General features: G+C 72.9%; 22 protein-coding genes. 14 read left to right on the top strand and 8 right to left on the bottom strand.

The genetic code is table 11. The annotated features are described in order from the left end of the window. Window positions 1-93: 93 nt before the first annotated feature. From ABD080_RS09590 to ABD080_RS09580, 3 genes are all read right to left on the bottom strand, one after another. Window positions 94-273 carry a hypothetical protein gene (locus ABD080_RS09590; RefSeq protein ID WP_137770213.1) on the bottom strand — a complete coding sequence of 60 codons (180 nt, stop codon included), beginning with the start codon at window positions 271-273 and terminating at the stop codon, window positions 94-96. Between the two features lie 126 nt (window positions 274-399). Continuing rightward, window positions 400-897 carry a MarR family winged helix-turn-helix transcriptional regulator gene (locus tag ABD080_RS09585; protein WP_343904489.1) on the bottom strand — a complete coding sequence of 166 codons (498 nt, stop codon included), beginning with the start codon at window positions 895-897 and terminating at the stop codon, window positions 400-402. Window positions 898-920: 23 nt separating this feature from the next. Further along, complete coding sequence (locus ABD080_RS09580; protein ID WP_343904488.1) at window positions 921-2,321, bottom strand: GNAT family N-acetyltransferase; 1,401 nt, start codon at window positions 2,319-2,321, stop codon at window positions 921-923. 80 nt (window positions 2,322-2,401) lie between these two features. On the opposite strand from ABD080_RS09580, the gene ABD080_RS09575 reads away from it, so the two are divergent. From ABD080_RS09575 to ABD080_RS09545, 7 genes are all read left to right on the top strand, one after another. Next, the gene (locus tag ABD080_RS09575; protein WP_343904487.1) at window positions 2,402-2,884 is read left to right on the top strand and encodes a phage tail protein; all 483 of its coding nucleotides are present in this window, start codon (window positions 2,402-2,404) and stop codon (window positions 2,882-2,884) included. Window positions 2,885-2,974: 90 nt separating this feature from the next. After that, a complete protein-coding gene (locus tag ABD080_RS09570; protein WP_343904486.1) occupies window positions 2,975-3,220 on the top strand; it encodes a PspC domain-containing protein in 246 nt (81 codons plus the stop codon). 140 nt (window positions 3,221-3,360) lie between these two features. Then, window positions 3,361-4,320 carry an arsenic resistance protein gene (locus tag ABD080_RS09565; RefSeq protein WP_343904485.1) on the top strand — a complete coding sequence of 320 codons (960 nt, stop codon included), beginning with the start codon at window positions 3,361-3,363 and terminating at the stop codon, window positions 4,318-4,320. 120 nt (window positions 4,321-4,440) lie between these two features. Further along, window positions 4,441-4,866 carry a cupin domain-containing protein gene (locus tag ABD080_RS09560; RefSeq protein WP_343904484.1) on the top strand — a complete coding sequence of 142 codons (426 nt, stop codon included), beginning with the start codon at window positions 4,441-4,443 and terminating at the stop codon, window positions 4,864-4,866. 41 nt (window positions 4,867-4,907) lie between these two features. After that, a complete protein-coding gene (locus ABD080_RS09555) occupies window positions 4,908-5,231 on the top strand; it encodes a carboxymuconolactone decarboxylase family protein (RefSeq protein ID WP_343904483.1) in 324 nt (107 codons plus the stop codon). Between the two features lie 178 nt (window positions 5,232-5,409). Further along, complete coding sequence (locus ABD080_RS09550) at window positions 5,410-5,784, top strand: VOC family protein (protein WP_343904482.1); 375 nt, start codon at window positions 5,410-5,412, stop codon at window positions 5,782-5,784. A gap of 52 nt (window positions 5,785-5,836) precedes the next feature. Beyond that, entirely contained in the window at window positions 5,837-6,472 is a 636-nt protein-coding gene (locus ABD080_RS09545) for an aspartate/glutamate racemase family protein (RefSeq protein WP_343904481.1), read from the top strand. 20 nt (window positions 6,473-6,492) lie between these two features. On the opposite strand, the gene ABD080_RS09540 is transcribed toward ABD080_RS09545, so the two are convergent. Then, complete coding sequence (locus ABD080_RS09540) at window positions 6,493-7,470, bottom strand: NAD-dependent epimerase/dehydratase family protein (protein WP_343904480.1); 978 nt, start codon at window positions 7,468-7,470, stop codon at window positions 6,493-6,495. A gap of 53 nt (window positions 7,471-7,523) precedes the next feature. Continuing rightward, window positions 7,524-8,372, bottom strand: coding sequence for a helix-turn-helix transcriptional regulator (locus ABD080_RS09535; RefSeq protein ID WP_343904479.1), 849 nt, complete (start codon window positions 8,370-8,372; stop codon window positions 7,524-7,526). A gap of 105 nt (window positions 8,373-8,477) precedes the next feature. Between ABD080_RS09535 and ABD080_RS09530 the strand changes: the two genes are divergently transcribed. The 4 genes from ABD080_RS09530 to ABD080_RS09515 all read left to right on the top strand — a co-directional run bounded on the left by ABD080_RS09530 (window position 8,478) and on the right by ABD080_RS09515 (window position 11,957). Further along, window positions 8,478-9,599 (top strand): GNAT family N-acetyltransferase, encoded by a 1,122-nt coding sequence (locus ABD080_RS09530; protein WP_343904478.1) that lies wholly within the window; start codon window positions 8,478-8,480, stop codon window positions 9,597-9,599. A gap of 325 nt (window positions 9,600-9,924) precedes the next feature. Continuing rightward, a complete protein-coding gene (locus ABD080_RS09525; RefSeq protein WP_205750689.1) occupies window positions 9,925-10,632 on the top strand; it encodes an MSMEG_4193 family putative phosphomutase in 708 nt (235 codons plus the stop codon). A gap of 9 nt (window positions 10,633-10,641) precedes the next feature. Next, window positions 10,642-11,190 carry a DUF3090 domain-containing protein gene (locus ABD080_RS09520; protein WP_137770201.1) on the top strand — a complete coding sequence of 183 codons (549 nt, stop codon included), beginning with the start codon at window positions 10,642-10,644 and terminating at the stop codon, window positions 11,188-11,190. Further along, window positions 11,190-11,957 (top strand): SCO1664 family protein, encoded by a 768-nt coding sequence (locus tag ABD080_RS09515; protein WP_137770200.1) that lies wholly within the window; start codon window positions 11,190-11,192, stop codon window positions 11,955-11,957. The genes ABD080_RS09520 and ABD080_RS09515 overlap by 1 nt, the downstream gene beginning before the upstream one ends. A 75-nt stretch (window positions 11,958-12,032) precedes the next feature. On the opposite strand, the gene ABD080_RS09510 is transcribed toward ABD080_RS09515, so the two are convergent. Beyond that, a complete protein-coding gene (locus ABD080_RS09510) occupies window positions 12,033-12,452 on the bottom strand; it encodes a hypothetical protein (RefSeq protein WP_137770199.1) in 420 nt (139 codons plus the stop codon). 55 nt (window positions 12,453-12,507) lie between these two features. Here ABD080_RS09510 and ABD080_RS09505 point away from each other — a divergent pair, with 55 nt between their 5' ends. Further along, a complete protein-coding gene (locus ABD080_RS09505) occupies window positions 12,508-12,807 on the top strand; it encodes a lipocalin-like domain-containing protein (RefSeq protein ID WP_343904674.1) in 300 nt (99 codons plus the stop codon). A 12-nt stretch (window positions 12,808-12,819) separates the two neighbouring features. Here the strand turns inward: ABD080_RS09505 and ABD080_RS09500 are convergent, their stop codons facing one another. After that, window positions 12,820-13,341 (bottom strand): P-loop nucleotide/nucleoside kinase family protein, encoded by a 522-nt coding sequence (locus tag ABD080_RS09500; protein WP_137770198.1) that lies wholly within the window; start codon window positions 13,339-13,341, stop codon window positions 12,820-12,822. 174 nt (window positions 13,342-13,515) lie between these two features. Next, window positions 13,516-14,154 (bottom strand): winged helix-turn-helix transcriptional regulator, encoded by a 639-nt coding sequence (locus ABD080_RS09495; protein ID WP_343904477.1) that lies wholly within the window; start codon window positions 14,152-14,154, stop codon window positions 13,516-13,518. Window positions 14,155-14,236: 82 nt separating this feature from the next. Between ABD080_RS09495 and ABD080_RS09490 the strand changes: the two genes are divergently transcribed. Further along, on the top strand, window positions 14,237-15,076 hold the full coding sequence (locus tag ABD080_RS09490; RefSeq protein ID WP_343904476.1) for an alpha/beta fold hydrolase: 840 nt from the start codon (window positions 14,237-14,239) through the stop codon (window positions 15,074-15,076). Between the two features lie 128 nt (window positions 15,077-15,204). After that, window positions 15,205-16,113 carry an alpha/beta hydrolase gene (locus ABD080_RS09485; protein WP_137770196.1) on the top strand — a complete coding sequence of 303 codons (909 nt, stop codon included), beginning with the start codon at window positions 15,205-15,207 and terminating at the stop codon, window positions 16,111-16,113. The last annotated feature ends 72 nt before the right edge of the window (window positions 16,114-16,185 follow it).

Below are 16,185 nucleotides of genomic sequence, written 5' to 3'. Positions count from 1 at the left end.
CGGTGCTCGCCGCCGGCTCGGACGAGGACGGCCGGTGCCGGGTCGGCGCCTGGCGGTGACGGGGCTGAGCCGCGCTCGCCCGGGCCGCGCCGGTCAGCCCAGCAGGAGGAAGACGCCGACGGTCCCGAGCACGACGCCGACGGAGACCATGGCGATCGCGGCCCTCGAGGCGCGGCTGCGGCCGAAGGTCATGGTGGTGGAGTAGATCCACACAGAGCCCAGGAACAGCAGGATCCCGGAGACGATGGTCATGACGAGGCCGGGGATGCTCACGGTGCGTTCTCCTGGGTCGGCGGGACTCGTGGTGGCGGCCGTCGGCCGACCTCAAGAACTGTACGCGAACGATTAGTGCACTAACTAGTTGCCTCGGAGTGATCCCCGTCCCGTCGGCGACGTCGGTCAGCCCCCGGGCACCTCGTCCTCGAGCGCGACGGTGATCAGCTTCATCATGCTCGCGTGCAGGGCCGTGAGCTCCTGCTCGTCCATGCGCAGTCGCCGCATCATCGCGGCGGGGATCTTCTCCGCCTCCGCCCGCAGCGCGGCGCCCTCGTCGGTCAGCACGATCGCGAGGGAGCGCTCGTCCGCGCTGTCACGGGTGCGCAGCACGTAGCCGAGGGCCTCGAGCCGCTTGATGAGCGGCGAGAGCGTCGCGGGCTCGAGGTGCAGGAGGCCGCTCAGCCCCTTGACCGAGAGCGGCGCCCGCTCCCACAGCGCGAGCATCACGAGGTACTGCGGGTGCGTGAGGTGCAGCGGCTCGAGCGCGGGCCGGTAGGCGGCGATCACGCTGCGCGAGGCGAGGGACAGCGCGAAGCACACCTGGCTCTCGAGGGCCAGCGGGTCCTTCACGGCCTCACCCTCCGCATCCACCGCCATCACGCCCTCCGCTCCCGTCGCCATGCTCCGTCCCTCGATCCTACGAGTCACCGCTCGGGCCCGGGGTCCAGGGGCAGCGGCTCGACGACCGGGGCGGGGTCGGTGCGCAGACGGCCGTAGGTGCGCACGTCGACCCGCACGCCGTCGACGAGGAACTTCCCGCGCTCGGTCCCCTCCGGGACGAAGCCCGCGGCACGGGCCACCGCCCCCGAGGCCGGGTTGTTCACGCGATGCCCGAGCTCGAGCCGCTCGAGATCCCGCGCGGTGAGCGCCCACTGCGCGACCGTTGCTGCCGCGCGGGCCATGAGCCCGCGGCCGCGGACCTCCGCATGCAGCCAGTACCAGAACCATCCGCTGCGCTCGGCCTCGTCGACCGTGAGGCCGACGAGGCCGACGGCCCTCCCCTCCTCGTCGATCACCCACGCCTCGTGCGGGGAGGGGCGCCCGTCGGCCCCGGTGTCGAGGAACCGGGCCACGTACCGCTCCGCCTCCTCCGGGCTGCGCACCGTGCCCTGCCGGGCCATGTCGGGGTGCGAGGCGAAGGCGGCGAGGACGTCCGGGGCGTCGCCGCGGCGCAGGCGGCGGAGCGTCGCGGGCGCCGAGGTCGCTGCGCGGACGGACGCCGTGCCGACGGTCGCCGCAGGCCGGGGCGGCTCGCCGACGGCCGCGAGCCAGTGCCGCAGCAGGTCCCGCACCGCGACCGGCTGATCGAGGTGGAGATTGTGCCCGGCACGGTCGAGCACCGCGGTCGTGGCGCGCGGGAGGCGTCGTGCGAGGGCGAGCTGGTCCTCGTAGCCGGCGACGGCGTCCTGGCGCCCCAAGGCCAGGAGCACCGGGGCATCGAGCTCCTCGAGCGCGGCGTCGGGAAGGCGCGGGAGCGTGTAGTCCGCGGCGAGGCGCGCGACGGCTCCACGATCCGCGGCGCGCAGCCCCGGCAGGGCCGTGGCCCGGAACCGGTCCCAGTTCTCCTGCGACGGCACGACGGCGAGCTCGGCGTAGAGGGCGGCTTCCTCGGGGGCGAGGGAGGCGAGCAGCCCGTCATCCGGCTCGAGCACCTCGCCCGGCGGCAGGGTGCGGTGGGCGTGCACCGGGTCCACCACGGGCGCGAGCAGGGCGATGCCGAGGCAGCGCTCCGGTCGGCGCGCGACGAGGTCCCGGGCGAGCAGTCCGCCGAGCGAGGAGCCGATCACCGCGAAGGGTCGCCCGTCGAGGAGCTCGCCGGCCACGCGGTCCAGCCAGTCGGCGAGCTGCGGCAGCCCGCCGGGCGCGGGCAGCGCCGGGGTCCGGCCGAAGCCCGCGAGGTCGAGGTGCAGCCGCTCCCACGGGGAGCTCTCGTCGAAGAGGTCCTCGAGGTCGAGCAGGAAGCGGTGGTCCACCTCGTTGCCGTGCACGAGCAGCAGCGGCGCCCCCTGCCCGCGGCGGACGACGTGCGGCACGGGATCGGTCATCGCGGCGGGGCTCCTCGGGGACTGTCAGACGGACGGGCGGCGCTCAGCGTACGCTTCCCCCACCGTCCCAAGGAGGCCACATGCCTGGTCAGGCCGTCTCGTTCACCGATGTCTCCACCGAGGGCCTCGAGTCCTCCCCCGTCACCGAGGCCCTCGCCGGCCTGCGCGCCAACGAGGCCCGCTACTTCCACACGAAGTACAAGCACACGTTCACCGTCGTGCCCGCCGCGGAGGCGCCGGAGACCCTCGCCTGGGTCCAGGAGATCCTGCGCAGCGAGCGGGACATGGTGATCGTCTCCCCCGCGCTCGAGGTCAGTGTCAACGACGTCGAGGGGATCCTCTGGGTGCATGTCTTCCACGAGTCCGGCCTCGCGCTGAACGTGCTGTGGACGCGCGAGGAGGGCGGCAAGCGCGCCGTGGGCCTCAAGCTCTCCGAGGGCATGGAGGTCCCCGAGGAGCTCGGCGCCTTCAGGTTCGCCCGGCAGAAGTCGAAGCTCGCGGGCACGATCCGCGGCTCGTTCTTCGTCATCAAGGGCGAGCACCCGCTGCCCGAGGGCCTCTGACCGGGTCGGCAGACCCTGTGGCTCTCCCCCACCCACCCTCGGGGGCCGACCCCGGTGCGCGGGACGCGCGGCGCGCGTAGCGTCGACCGCATGAACGGGATCTTCGACTCCATCCGCCGCCTCGACGTCCGGCGCGGTCCGCGCCGACTCGTGGGCGGCATCGCCGGGGGCATTGCACAGAGGACCGGGTTGGACGTGTGGCTCGTGCGCCTGCTCGTGCTCGCGTCCTTCCTCCTGCCCGTGCTGGGACCGGGCGCCTACCTCGCGGTCTGGCTGCTCACCCCGTGGCAGGACGACCGGATCCCGCTCGAGCGGGTGCTCGCCGGCCGCAGCTGACCTGCCCGGCACCGGGCGGAGGTCGCCCCCGTGCGCCGTCCGGGTGCAGGTCGGGGCGCGCGGGGGCCGCAGGGGTCCGCTACCGTCGGAGGGACGTCACGACCACCGTTCGTGCGCGAGGGACGGACCGAGGAGGGGCGATGCCGACCCCGATGCCCTGGCACGAGCGGCAGCAGGTGCCGCTGTACCTCGCGGCGCTCGCGATCGGCGCCGCCGTCGGACTGTTGGCCCCCGCCCTCGCGCACCCCGCGGAGCTCGCGATCCAGCCGGTGCTCGCGCTGCTGCTGTACGCGACCTTCCTCGGCGTGCCCTTCGCGCGGATCGGCGCCGCGGTGCGGGACGTGCGCTTCCTCGCGGCGGCGCTCGGCGTGAACGTGCTGCTCGTGCCGGTGGTGGTGTGGGCGCTCTCGAGGGTCGTCGCGGACGATCCCGCGCTGCTGGTGGGAGTGCTGTTCGTGCTGCTCACCCCGTGCATCGACTACGTGATCGTCTTCGCGGGCCTCGCGGGCGGGGACCGGGAGCGGCTGCTCGCCGTGTCCCCGGTGCTCATGGTCGCGCAGATGCTCCTGCTCCCGCCGCTGCTGTGGCTGTTCGCGGGCGGCGAGCTCGCCCGCTCGATCGAGCCCGGGCCGTTCCTCGAGGCCTTCGCCCTGCTCGTCGTCGCGCCGCTGCTCGCGGCGGGCCTGACCCAGCTCGCCGCGGCGAGGACCCGGGTCGGCGCGCGGGTCGAGGCGGCCGTGAGCGCGTCGATGGTGCCGCTCATGATGGCGACGCTCGCCGTGGTCGTCGCCTCGCAGATCGCCGGGGTCGCGGGGCGGATCGGCGCGCTGCTGCTCGCCGTGCCCGTGCTCGTGGCGTTCGTCGTGGTGATGGTGCCGATCGGGATGGTCGCGGGCCGGGCGGCGGGACTCGACGTGCCGGGGCGGCGGGCGGTCGTGTTCAGCGGCGTCACCCGCAACTCGCTCGTGGTGCTGCCGCTCGTGCTCGCGCTGCCGGCGGCCTACGACCTCGCCCCGCTGGTCGTCGTCACGCAGACCCTCGTCGAGCTGCTCGCGATGATCGTACTCGTGCGGCTCGTCCCCCGCCTGGTGCCCGCCTGACGTCCCCCTGAACCGCGCGGCCCTGGAGCGATGGGGGTGCTGTCGGGGACTCCCACGGGGACGGGCCCGCGCCTACCGTCGGATCCGGACCACCGCACCATCCCACCTCAGGAGGCTTCGATGACGGATCAGGACTTCGAGCAGATCTTCCCGACGGGCGCGCCGAACGACGCCTTCGCCGAGTTCTTCACCGGGCAGAGCTTCCTCGCCCCGCTCGTCACCGAGGGGAGCGTCGCCGTCAGCAACGTGACCTTCGAGCCCGGCTGCCGCAACAACTGGCACATCCACCACGCCTCCGGGGGCGGCGGCGACCAGATCCTCATCTGCACCGCGGGCAGCGGCTGGTACCAGGCCGAGGGCGAGGAGCCCGTGAGCCTCGAGCCCGGCTCCGTGGTGCGCGTCCCCGAGGGGACGAAGCACTGGCACGGAGCGAAGGCCGGCTCGTGGTTCAGCCACCTCGCCTTCCTCACCCCGGGGACGGACGCGAGCAACGAGTGGCTCGAGCCCGTCACCGACGAGATCTACGGCGCCCTGCCCACCGCCTGACGGCGCTTCGGAACTACCACCACCACACGAAGGAGAGACCCATGACGGAGAAGGTCACCGCAGGCCGGGACGCACTCGGGGAGTTCGCCCCCACGTTCGCGGAGCTCAACGACGACGTCCTGTTCGGACAGGTCTGGGCGCGCGAGGAGCAGCTGCCCCTGCGCGAGCGCAGCATCGTCACCGTCACCGCGCTCATGGCGAGCGGGGTGCTGGACGGCTCCCTCGAGCACCACATCCAGCGGGCGAAGGCCAACGGCGTCACCGCGCAGGAGATGGCGGAGGTGCTCACCCACGCCGCCTTCTACGCCGGCTGGCCCAAGGCGTGGGCGGCGTTCCGCCTCGCGAAGACGGTCTACGAGGGCTGATCCCGTGCCGGGCGGCCCGGGTCTTACACCCGGGTCGCCCGGCGCCTGAAGTCTCCGATCGTGATGACCAGCCAGACCCCCTGCGGCCGCTCCCGGGACGGCGACTTGGTCGCTCCCTGATCCGCGCTCCTCCTGCGCCGCGTGTGCCCCACCGCCCGCAGCCACCACCAGGAGAGACATGACAGCGCACTTCAACCACACGATCATCGCGTCCACCGACCCCGAAGGGTCCTCGCGGCTCTACCGCGACCTGCTCGAGGCCGAGGAGGCCCCGTCCTGGGGCCCGTTCCGGAACCTCACGATCGGCGGCGGCGTCCTGCTGCAGTTCGCGACCCCGCCGATTGAGTTCCCGCCGCAGCACTACGCCCTCCTGCTCGACGATGCCCACTTCGACCGGGCGCTCGCCGCGCTGCGCGCGAACGGCCGGGAGCGCTGGGCGGATCCGCAGCGCTCCCGGCCGGGCGAGATCAACCACGAGCACGACGGGCGGGGTGTCTACCTGCTCGACCCGTCGGGCCACTACCTCGAGCTGGTCACCCGGCCGTACGTCTGAGGGCCGGCGGACGACGCGGTGGGCCGGGGTGAGGGCGTGCCATGATCCGCGGGTGACGCGCCCCGGATTCCTGCACACCTCCCCCGTCCACGTGCCGACCTTCGACACGCTCCTGGCCGAGCTCGACCCGGCGACGGGCGCGGTCCACCTCGTCGACGAGAGCCTGCTCGCCGACGCCCGTGCTCTCGGCGCGGAGTCGGTCACGGATCGGGTCGCCGCGCGGATCGCGGAGCTGCGCGACCAGGGTGCGGGGACGATCTGCTGCACCTGCTCGAGCATCGGCGACGTGGCCGAGAGCGTCGGCGATTCCCTGGGCGTGCCCGTGTTCCGCGTGGACCGGCCGATGGCCGCGCGCGCCGTCGGTGCCGGCCGACGGATCGGCGTCGTCGCCGCGCTCGCCTCGACCCTCGCGCCCACGCGAGCGCTGCTGCTCGAGGAGGCGGCCCGCTCCGGGGCGGAGGTCGAGGTGGAGCTGGTGCTCGCCGAGGGCGCCTGGCCGCTCTTCGAGCAGGGCGACCAGGAGAGCTACCTCGCCGCGATCGCCACCGCCGCGCGCGGCCTCGCCTCGGGGGCCGACGTGCTCGTGCTCGCGCAGGCGAGCATGGCCGGGGCGGAGCCGCTGCTCGCCGATCTCGGCCTGCCCGTGCTCAGCTCACCCCGCATCGCGGCGGAGCACCTGCGGGGCTGAGGTGCCCGCCGCCGGTCCCGTCAGGCCTGGAGCGGCGCTTCGACCGGGAGCTCCCCGCGCTCGATGAGCAGGCGCACCGACTCGAGGATCGCCGCGTCCGGCTCGAAGGCGGGGGCGTAGCCGAGCAGGGTCCTCGCCTTCTCGATGCTGAAGACCTGGCTGCGGTGCAGGTGGCCCCAGCTCTCGAGGGCGTGGTGCTCATCCGTGGTCGCGCGGAACTCCTCCCAGGTGACGGGCTCGATGCTCGCCTCGGCACCGAACCAGCCGGAGGCGATCTCGACGTAGCCCCGCACCGAGAGCGCGGTCGGCGCGACCGCGGTGAAGGACTCCCCCGCGGCCGCGTCGCGGCGGTCGAGTGCGCGCTCGAAGACCTGGGCGACGTCGTCCGCGTGCACGTGGTGCATCGTCTCCGCGCCGCTGCCCGGGACACGCAGCACACCTCCCCCCGAGAGGATCCGCCAGGACTCCGGGTCCCGGTTCCCGAGCGGCCCGGTGGGGTGCCAGCCGGGGCCGACGATGTGCCCGGGATGGATCGAGGTCGTCACGAGGCCACCGCGGGCCGTCTCCTCCTCTAGCATCCGTGCGATGGCGGCTTTCTGCCGGCCGTACTCGTCGAACGGGGCGCCCGCGGCGTCGGAGTCCTCGGTGATGGGGAGCGTGCGGCTGGCCCCGTGGCGCCAGATGGAGCCGCAGTGGATCAGGTGGGCGACCTCCCCGCGCAGCGCCTCCACGAGCGCGGTCGCGGAGTCGAGGATGAAGCAGACCAGGTCGATGACGACGTCGGGGGCCTGCGCGAGGACGGTCCGGCCGAAGCTGCCGTCGGCGTCCTGCTGCTCGCGGTCCGCGGCGAGGTGCGTCACCTGCTCCCACTCCGGGGAGTCCCGGTACCCGGTGCCGCCGGAGCGGGTGATGCTGACGACCTCGTGGCCCGCGCGCACGAGCCGGGGGACGAGATAGGTGCCGATGTGGCCGGATCCGCCGATGACGACGATCTTCATGCTGCTCTCCGATCAGGATGGTGGTCGCGGATCCCGTCCGGACCGGGATGGGGTCAGGCCTGGTGGGGCGCCGTGCCCGAGGGGCCGGGGCCGAGGAGGCGCTCCTCGTCCGCGGCGCCGGGCCGGGGGCTGTAGGTGACGAGCCGGCGGGTCGGGTCGCCGGGGGTCTCGAGGACCTCGAAGTCCAGGGTGAGCGGGCCCAGCTGCGGGTGCACGAAGCGCTTGGTGCCGGTGCGGTGCTCGTGCACATCCCGTCGGGCCCAGTCCTCGCGGAACAGCGGGCTGCGGGTCGAGAGCTCACTGATCAGCGCCGTGAACTCCTCGTCCAGCGGGTCGAGGCCCGCCTCACAGCGGACGATCGCGGCTCCGGTGCGGCGGGCGAGCGGCCAGTCCGCGTAGAAGTCGCGTGCCCGAGGATCGAGGTAGTTGAAGCGGGCGAAGTTCGCCCCGCGGTGGTCCTCGAGCACAGGCGCGAAGAGCCGGCGGGCGGGACCGTTCGCGGCGACGAGGTCGAGCCGCGGGGTCTGCACGATCGCGGGGACGGCGATCCGCTCGACGAGTCGCCGCAGCCGCTCCGGCGCCTCCCCGGCCCCGTCGTCGACCGCGCGGGGGCTGCTGCCCGACGGCCGACGGGCGAGATCCTCGAGATGCTCCCGCTCGACCTCCGTCAGTCGGAGTGCACGGGCGATCGCGTCGAGCACGCCCGGAGAGGCACCGCCGATCTCCCCGCGCTCGAGCCGGGTGTAGTAGCACGTGCTCACCCCGGCGAGCTCGGCGACCTCCTCGCGGCGGAGGCCCGGGACCCGCCGCTCCTCGTCGCGGTCCGGGAGCCCGGCCTGCGACGGGGAGATCTGCGCACGGCGGGAGATGAGGAACTCCCGGGCGGTCTCCTTCGAGGTCATGCGCCCACCGTAGGGGCCGCGTCCCGCTTGGTGGGAGTCCCTGCGGGGTGCACCCGGCGAGCGCGCCTGCTCGCCGGGCACCGGCCCGCGCGGGAGGATGGGGCGATGACGATCCTGCCCGGCCGAGCCCGGATCCGCGAGGCGCTCCCCGCCGATCTCCCCGCGATCGGGGAGGCGCTGCGGGCGTACCTCTCCGGCACCGAGGAGGAGAAGCGCGCGCACGGCGTGAGCCCCACGACGGGGACGGATGACGCGCTGCCCGAGCGGTACCGCGCCGAGGTCGAGGACCCGGCGCGGGCGCTCGCCGGCTGCCGGATCCTCGTCGCCGAGCTCGCGCCGGTGGAGGATCACGGTGGGACGACGACGGCCGACGGGGGCGAGGCGCTTCCCGGGGCGCTCGCGGGGATCGCCGTGCTCGCCCCGCGGGAGGGGTCGCTCGAGATCAAGCGCCTGTGGGCCTCCCCCGCCGTGCGGGGCCGCGGCGTGGGATCCGCCCTGCTCGACGCCGCGGTCGAGGCCGCCGGGCCGCTCCTCGTCACGCTCACGGTCTGGGACTGGCGCGAGCGCGCGATCGGTCTGTACCGCTCCCGCGGCTTCGCCGTGGTGCCGGCATGGGACGAGCGGCCGCGGCTGCTGTGCCTGCGCCGCTCGCCCGCCGTCGGCGATCAGTCCCTCGCTGCCGACTCCCCGTCGGCCGGTTCCGCGCCGGCCGCAACCACATCGGCCACCACGGCGCTCCCGCCGATCCGGCCCGCGCGCCCCGAGGACGCCGCCGCCCTGACGGCCCTCCACCTCGACGCCTGGGAGGAGGCGTACACAGGGCTCATCGCTTCCGAGGTGCTCGCCGCGCGGCGCGCGGACCGGGAGGCCCGGGCACAGCGCTGGCGCGAGAGCATCGCGACCACCCCCAACACCGTGCTCGTCGCGGAGGGGACGGGCGAGCGTCTGCTCGGCTTCGCCATCGCCGGCGCGGGTCGGGACGAGCCCGCCGGCGGTCTCCCGGAGCGGGAGCTGATGGCGCTCTACGTGCGTGCGGAGGTGTACGGCACCGGACTGGGCCATGCGCTGCTGCGCGCCGCGATCGGCGACGGCCCCGCCTCCCTGTGGGTGCTCGAGGGGAACGCGCGGGCGATCCGCTTCTACGAGCGGCAGGGCTTCCGCCTCGACGGCGCCCGCAAGGAGGATCCGGTGGGCACGGAGCTGCGGATGGTGCGCGGGGCCGGATGAGCACCCCGCGCCGTCGGCGCCCCGTGCGCGGCAGCGGACCCCCGTCCGGCACCGAGGCCGTAGAGATCCTCGCCTGGCTCAGGGCGGGCGACGACCCGGGGCGCGCACGGCATGACCCTGGGGGTGCCGGGGGCGCACCGATCCATCGCGCGGGGGGGCACGGCCTCTCGTCATCGACCATGCCGCGGCGTGCGGCGCCGGCCGGGTCGAGGGAGAAGTGCTCGATCCACGCAACGTCCCGGCCGGGCGACGCGGACGGGGCCGTCTCCCCGAGCTGACGAGCAGACGGTGACGCGGACCTCGACCGCATCGCTAGGCTGGAGGCATGGCGACGGTTCTCCTCGTGCGACACGGTCGCACCACGGCCAATGCGACGGGACTGCTGGCGGGTCGGATGGCCGGTGTCGGTCTGGACGATCTGGGACGCGACCAGGTGGTGCGGACCGGGGACAGGATCGCGGCCGTGCCCGTGTCCGCGGTGGTGTCGAGCCCCCTGGATCGCTGTGCGGAGACCGCCCGGGCCATCGTGGATCGACAGGCGGGCGCCCCGCTCACCTCGGTCGACGTCGATCTCACGGAGTGCGACTACGGCCGGTGGCAGGGGCGCCGACTCGCGGATCTCGCGACGCAGGATCTGTGGCAGACCGTGCAGGCGCAGCCCTCCGCCGTCATCTTCCCCGGCGGTGAATCCCTGGCAGGGATGCAGAGCAGGGCGGTGGCCGCGATCCGTCGCCACGATGCAGCCGTCCAGGCCGAGCACGGTCCGGGGGCGGTGTGGGTGGCGGTGAGCCACGGCGACATCATCAAGTCGGTCCTGGCCGATGCGCTCGGCATGCACCTGGACATGTTCCAGCGACTCGAAGTGGGGCCCGCCTCGGTGTCGATCGTGACCTACGGGACGAGCAGGCCGAGGGTCTGGGCGACCAGCACCGACTCCGGGGATCTCTCCTGGCTCGCGACGAGCGTCCCCTCCGGCGATGCACCGGTGGGCGGCGGTGCAGGCGCTCCCACCGCCGATGGCCCCCGGGCCTAGGATTCTCACATGACCGACGTGCCCGCACATCTCCATGCGTTCGACTGGCCGGACCGGGTCGTCATCGGGACCCTCGGGCGTCCCGGTGCCCGGACGTTCTACCTCCAGGTGCGCACCGGGGCGCAGATCATGAGCATCGCCCTCGAGAAGGAGCAGTCCGCACTGCTCGCGATGAAGGTCGACGAGGTCCTCGACCAGCTCCGCGCCGTCGAGGGCAACCCCTACAGCGTGCCCACCGGCACGCCCGTCGAGCTCGTCGACAACGATCCGCTCGACGCCGTCCAGGAGCAGTTCCGGGCCGCGACCATCGGCATCGGCTGGGACCCCACCACGGCCCAGCTGATCATCGAGGCGCAGCCGCTCCCCGCCGACGACGTCGAGCCCGACGAGGCCGGAACGGCGGAGTCCGAGATGCTTCGGGTGCGGATCCCGGTCGGCGCCGCCCGGGCATTCACCCAGCGCACCCGCGAGGTCGTGGACGCCGGGCGTCCCCTGTGCACGCTCTGCGGCCATCCCATCGACCCCGACGGCCACACCTGCATCATCCCCGAGTCCTGATGTCCGCGCCGGACCTGGTGACCGACGAGCTGGTGCTCACCGGTCGCCTCACGACGGCGTCGAACGCGACGTTCCTCGCCGCCATCGGCGAGACGGTCGTCGTCTACAAGCCGGTGGCGGGCGAGGCCCCGCTCTGGGACTTCCCGGGCGCCACCCTGGCCCGTCGGGAGGTCGCCGCCTACCTGGTCTCCGAGACGCTCGGCTGGGACGTCGTGCCGCGCACCTGGCTGCGCGACGGCCCATTCGGCGAGGGGATGGTGCAGCTCTGGCAGGAGCAGGATCGCAGCCAGCATCCCGTGGACCTGGTCCCGACGGACCATGTGCCGGCCATGGGCTGGCGGAGCGTCCTCGAGGGGCTCGACCAGGACGAGCAGCGGATCACCCTGGTCCACGAGGACACTCCCGCGCTGCGCCGCATGACGGTGTTCGACGCGATCGTCAACAACGCCGACCGCAAGGGCGACCACATCCTCGCCATGCCGGGCGGACACCGCTTCGGCGTCGACCACGGGCTCACCTTCCATCACGAGGACAAGCTGCGCACGATCCTCTGGGGGTGGCTCGGCGAGGCTCTGGACGACGAGGAACTGGACGGCATCGGCCGCGTCCTGGACGCGCTCGACGGTGAGCTCGGCCAGCGCCTCGGAGAGCTGCTCAGCGCACAGGAGCTCGAGGCGCTCACAGAGCGGTGCGCACGGCTGCGGGCCGACGGGCACTTCCTCGCCCCGAGCGGCGACATGCCGGCGGTGCCGTGGCCGCTGTTCTGACGGCCTGCGCTGCGACGACCGGGAGCAGGCCAGTCGTAGGACCGGAACTCCAGCGAGTCCCTGCACCGCAGGACCTCATGACCGGAAGTACCGGGTGTTCTCTTCCTCCTCCTCCGGGGAGAGGAGCATGCCCTCGTGTGTCACGGTCGCCCCGAGCATCGCGCCGCGCCGGTCGAGGAAGATGACGTCGACGTCCCCCAGCCCCGTCCACTGCTCGCCGCTCTCCGGGTCGGGGAAGAAGCAGCCGAGGCTCTCGATCGCACGGATGATGTCCCTGTCATACGCATAGCTGCGCTTCACCACGTCAGGGCGAGACCGCACGTAGTACCCGTTACCGGGCCCGACACCGACCGTCCTGACCGACTGAAGGTGGGACAGGAGCTCGAGCAGCGAGTGCTGGTCGTCGCCATTGTTGAAGACGAACTCGATGCGCGCCGTCCTCGGTCGCATCGACTGCATCCACGCTGACTGTTCCGCGAAAGAGGGAGTGGTCACCGGCTCAGCCTAGCGAGGACGAAGAGCCGGGCATCGAGGCGCCGCACCCGATTGGCTGATCCCACGACACCGGCCGACGAGGCGTCACTCGCAGGCTTGCTTCATTCAAGCCAGGAACTCGATCCAGGACAGCCTCGTCGGCACATGGACGCTCGGTGCGTACGAGACCGAGGACGTGGCGTGCGGCGATGTGGCCCACCCGCTCGTTCGCAGCGCGACCGGCCCGATCATGCACGCCGCGGACGGATACATGTCGGTGCAGATCAGCGACGGCGGCCGCGCCCTCAAGGTGACGACCACCGCGTGGGTCCGGCCCTCCAGCGCCGACAGGACGCCGGTCCCCCTGGCGCCGTAGGGGCGCGGCACGTCATCCAGAGCCGAGCCGCGTGGCGAGAAGATCCGCGACGTCATCGGCAGTCCGCCCGCCCGTGTCGATCTCCACCACGGCATCGGACCACACGGCATAGTCCGCGCGGCGCTGCTGCACGTCCGCCCAGGTCGGCTCACCGACATGCTCGAGGCCTCGTTCTCTGCCCCGGAGTCTCCGCCGATGCTCCTGCTCCTCCGCGAGCACGAGGTGCACGAACTGGAGGTCAGCGCCTGTCCGCTGTGCGGCGGTGCGCCAGGTCTGCCGGGCCTCGTCGCTGTCGTTCACCGCATCGACGACGACGTCGTGGCCGAGCCGGAGGTTCAGCTCGGCCATCGCTCGCGTTGCCTCGTAGGCAGCGACCCCGACCTCCCAGCCACGCGGCAGACCGCAGGCGAGGAGCGCGTCCTCGACCGCGTCGATGGACAGGTGGACCGACGCCGTCCGCGCCGCGAGGATCTCGGCGACGCTCGTCTTCCCGACCCCTGGGAGGCCGGAGAGCACGACCAGGCGCCCGCTCATCCGAGCGCCCGTGACGTGATCGTCGCGACCCGCTCCCCCGGGACGCCCTCGATGAGGACCGCCCTCAAGCGGGTCGGTGCGATCGGGTCAGTGGTGGTCACCGATCCGCCCCTCCCCCCTGCGGCGCCGCGGGACGCGGAGGACCACAACGCCTCCGCGGATCCGCTCCTCCCCTCATTCTCTTACCGACGCATCGAGTGGGACATGAAATGCGCGGACGAACTCCTCGACCAACGACGTCGGCCCCTCGCAGTCGATGCCGCCGGAGCTCAGCGCCGCGTCGACGTCACCATCGGCGAGCAGGCGACGCATCCCCGGGCCGCCGAGGCGGAGATCCGGATCGGGCGACGTCCCCTCGGCGACGCTGACACCGGTCTCCCCCACTCTCGCGGTCGCCACGGCGGGTCCGACCGCCACCTCGACGCTGAACGGCTCGACCGTCGTGTCGGTGCGAGCTGCCAGCAGGGCAGCGGCCAAAGAGCTGTCCGTGGGTCGCTCGCCCTCCCGCGGGGCATCCATCCGCCGCGCCGCCCACCGGCCGATCGCGAGGAGGATCGGCTCGAGTTCCCGCCCGTAATCACTGAGCCGATAGACGACGCCGCGGCCCGCGACGGCGCGCTCGACCACCTCGGCCCGCTCGAGGACGCCGAGTCGCGTGGTCAGGATGTTGGAGGGGATGCCCGGGATCCCCGTCCTGAGCTCGTTGAAGCGTTTCGGGCCGACGAGCAGATCGCGCAGGATCACCAGCGTCCACCGCTCGCCGAGGACCTCGGCGGCTCTGGCCAGGCCACAGTACTGACCATAGGTCTTCATGGTTGACAGTCTAGGATCGAAAGTTCACTATCGCAAGTGTAGTTGTTTTTCTGAACTTCCCAGTCGACGACGAGAGGGCGCGATGACCACGTACGAGACGAACGGCGTGAGGCTCGGGGTCGAGCACTTCGGGGATCCCGCCGCACCGCTGCTCCTGTGCGCAGGAGGCACCACCATGCTGTCCTGGCCCGACGAGCTCTGCACAGCCCTCGCGCGGGGCGGCCGGCACGTCGTGCGCTACGACCTGCGAGATTCCGGCACCTCGACCACCATCGACCCCCAGAATCCGGCATACACGCTGCGGGATCTCGCCGCAGATGCCGTGGGTCTCGCCCGCGCGCTCGACGATCGGCCCGCCCACCTGGCGGGCATCGGGGTCGGAGGCCTGGTCGCCCAGGTTGCCGCCCTCGATCATCCGGACGCCTTCTCGGCACTGACCCTCGTCGGGACACGACCGGTCGCCCCTGGGCCCGTCGACGCAGATCTGCCCGACCACGACAAGGCGACGATGGCTCGGCTGTTCTCCCGCCGCAAGCCCGACTGGTCCGATCGCAGCGCGGTGGCGGAGTACGCGGCGGGCACCGCCGACATCCTCGGCGACGACCCTGCGGCCGCCCCGTCGCTCGCCGCACGCGTATGGGACCGCACTCCGGGCGCGCAGCCCGCTGTGCACATGGCGAATCAGCTGGGGATGACGTTCTCCAGGCTCGACTGCCGACCCCGCTGGCGGGAGCGTCTCGCCGACCTCGCCCTGCCTGCGCTCGTGGTGCACGGCCGTCGCGATCCGTTCTTCCCCGTCGGCAACGGTGAAGCCCTTGCGCGAGAGATCCCCGGCGCACGCCTCCTGGTGCTCGAGGACGCGTCGAGGGCGATCCCCGACGCGGCCACGGCCGAGGTCGCGGCGGCGATGCTGAGCCTGTGACGAGCCCCCGCTCGACGTGTCGCGACCCTCGGCGCGCGCCAGTCTTCCTCGATCCGTCGGGCGGCGTTATCCTCGGCGCCGAGCGTGGAAACCGCGTTCCCCCGGCGCATCTTCCGAATGGAGAGCTCATGACCATGGCCTCGACCCCCAGCAGTGACCCCGCAGTGCCCGAGAAGCACGGGATGACGCCGATCGCGGTCCCCGCACAGCCGGACGCCATCGAGCTCGGAACCGAGCCGTTGCCGGGCGCATCGGTACTGGAGTCCTGGCACAGCGAGTACGGCAGCGTGTTCGCCCGCAATGTCGGCATCGCCACGCTCACGCCGTTCCTGCCGGATCCGGCCACGGCGACGGGCACCGCCGTGATCGTGGCTCCGGGCGGAGGGTTCATGTCCTTGTCCATGGAGAACGAGGGGTGGGACGTTGCCCGCGCGCTCGCGGCCCGTGGTGTCGCCGCTTTCGTGCTGAAGTACCGGCTCAAGCCGACCCCGGCGCACCTCGACGACTTCGCTGCAGCGATCAGGGAGATGCTGGCCGGACCGATTCCCTCTCACCGGCACGACCCCGCCACCGCGCTCGGCGCCCTGGACCCGCAGATCGCCGACGCCCACGCAGCGTTCGCGCTCGTGCGCAGCCGAGCGGCCGAGTGGTCGATCGATCCCGAGCGCGTCGGCATGGTCGGCTTCTCCGCCGGCGCCATGCTCACCGTCGCCACCGCTCTTGTCGGCGAGGAGGCGAAGCCGGCCTTCATCGGCGACATCTACGGGCCGCTCACCGCGTTCGAGGTGCCCGACGACGCGCCGCCGCTGTTCATCGCGCTCGCCGCGGACGATGGCCTGATGGACCCGAGCGGGTTCCCCCTGGTGGAAAACTGGCGCGCCGCCGGGCGGCCCGTGGAGCTCCACTTCTATGAGCGGGGCGGGCACGGATTCGGCATGTACCCGAAGGAGACGACCAGCACCGGCTGGTTCGAGTCCTTCGCCAGCTGGATGCGGATGCACGGCCTGCTCGAGCGTTCTGGGGCGACGTCCGCCTGAGGCGACCTGCTCCTGCGAGACGCCGACCGCACGCCGGGGCTCCACCCCGATCCCTGGTGCGGAGTCGCAGCT

The sequence above is a fragment of the Brachybacterium rhamnosum genome (genome assembly GCF_039526185.1).
In the GTDB taxonomy this organism is placed as follows: Bacteria; Actinomycetota; Actinomycetes; order Actinomycetales; family Dermabacteraceae; genus Brachybacterium; species Brachybacterium rhamnosum.
The sequence above is the reverse complement of the archived record's forward strand: the minus strand, read 5'-3'. Positions and strand labels throughout refer to the sequence as shown.

Excerpts from the sequence above, each read along its gene's own strand:
- ABD080_RS09585 (WP_343904489.1), bottom strand. The coding sequence starts at position 897 with ATGGCGACGGGAGCGGAGGGCGTGATGGCGGTGGATGCGGAGGGTGAG.
- ABD080_RS09580 (WP_343904488.1), bottom strand. The coding sequence starts at position 2,321 with ATGACCGATCCCGTGCCGCACGTCGTCCGCCGCGGGCAGGGGGCGCCG.
- ABD080_RS09575 (WP_343904487.1), top strand. The coding sequence starts at position 2,402 with ATGCCTGGTCAGGCCGTCTCGTTCACCGATGTCTCCACCGAGGGCCTC.
- ABD080_RS09570 (WP_343904486.1), top strand. The coding sequence starts at position 2,975 with ATGAACGGGATCTTCGACTCCATCCGCCGCCTCGACGTCCGGCGCGGT.
- ABD080_RS09565 (WP_343904485.1), top strand. The coding sequence starts at position 3,361 with ATGCCGACCCCGATGCCCTGGCACGAGCGGCAGCAGGTGCCGCTGTAC.
- ABD080_RS09560 (WP_343904484.1), top strand. The coding sequence starts at position 4,441 with ATGACGGATCAGGACTTCGAGCAGATCTTCCCGACGGGCGCGCCGAAC.
- ABD080_RS09555 (WP_343904483.1), top strand. The coding sequence starts at position 4,908 with ATGACGGAGAAGGTCACCGCAGGCCGGGACGCACTCGGGGAGTTCGCC.
- ABD080_RS09550 (WP_343904482.1), top strand. The coding sequence starts at position 5,410 with ATGACAGCGCACTTCAACCACACGATCATCGCGTCCACCGACCCCGAA.
- ABD080_RS09540 (WP_343904480.1), bottom strand. The coding sequence starts at position 7,470 with ATGAAGATCGTCGTCATCGGCGGATCCGGCCACATCGGCACCTATCTC.
- ABD080_RS09535 (WP_343904479.1), bottom strand. The coding sequence starts at position 8,372 with ATGACCTCGAAGGAGACCGCCCGGGAGTTCCTCATCTCCCGCCGTGCG.
- ABD080_RS09530 (WP_343904478.1), top strand. The coding sequence starts at position 8,478 with ATGACGATCCTGCCCGGCCGAGCCCGGATCCGCGAGGCGCTCCCCGCC.
- ABD080_RS09525 (WP_205750689.1), top strand. The coding sequence starts at position 9,925 with ATGGCGACGGTTCTCCTCGTGCGACACGGTCGCACCACGGCCAATGCG.
- ABD080_RS09520 (WP_137770201.1), top strand. The coding sequence starts at position 10,642 with ATGACCGACGTGCCCGCACATCTCCATGCGTTCGACTGGCCGGACCGG.
- ABD080_RS09515 (WP_137770200.1), top strand. The coding sequence starts at position 11,190 with ATGTCCGCGCCGGACCTGGTGACCGACGAGCTGGTGCTCACCGGTCGC.
- ABD080_RS09500 (WP_137770198.1), bottom strand. The coding sequence starts at position 13,341 with ATGAGCGGGCGCCTGGTCGTGCTCTCCGGCCTCCCAGGGGTCGGGAAG.
- ABD080_RS09495 (WP_343904477.1), bottom strand. The coding sequence starts at position 14,154 with ATGAAGACCTATGGTCAGTACTGTGGCCTGGCCAGAGCCGCCGAGGTC.
- ABD080_RS09490 (WP_343904476.1), top strand. The coding sequence starts at position 14,237 with ATGACCACGTACGAGACGAACGGCGTGAGGCTCGGGGTCGAGCACTTC.
- ABD080_RS09485 (WP_137770196.1), top strand. The coding sequence starts at position 15,205 with ATGACCATGGCCTCGACCCCCAGCAGTGACCCCGCAGTGCCCGAGAAG.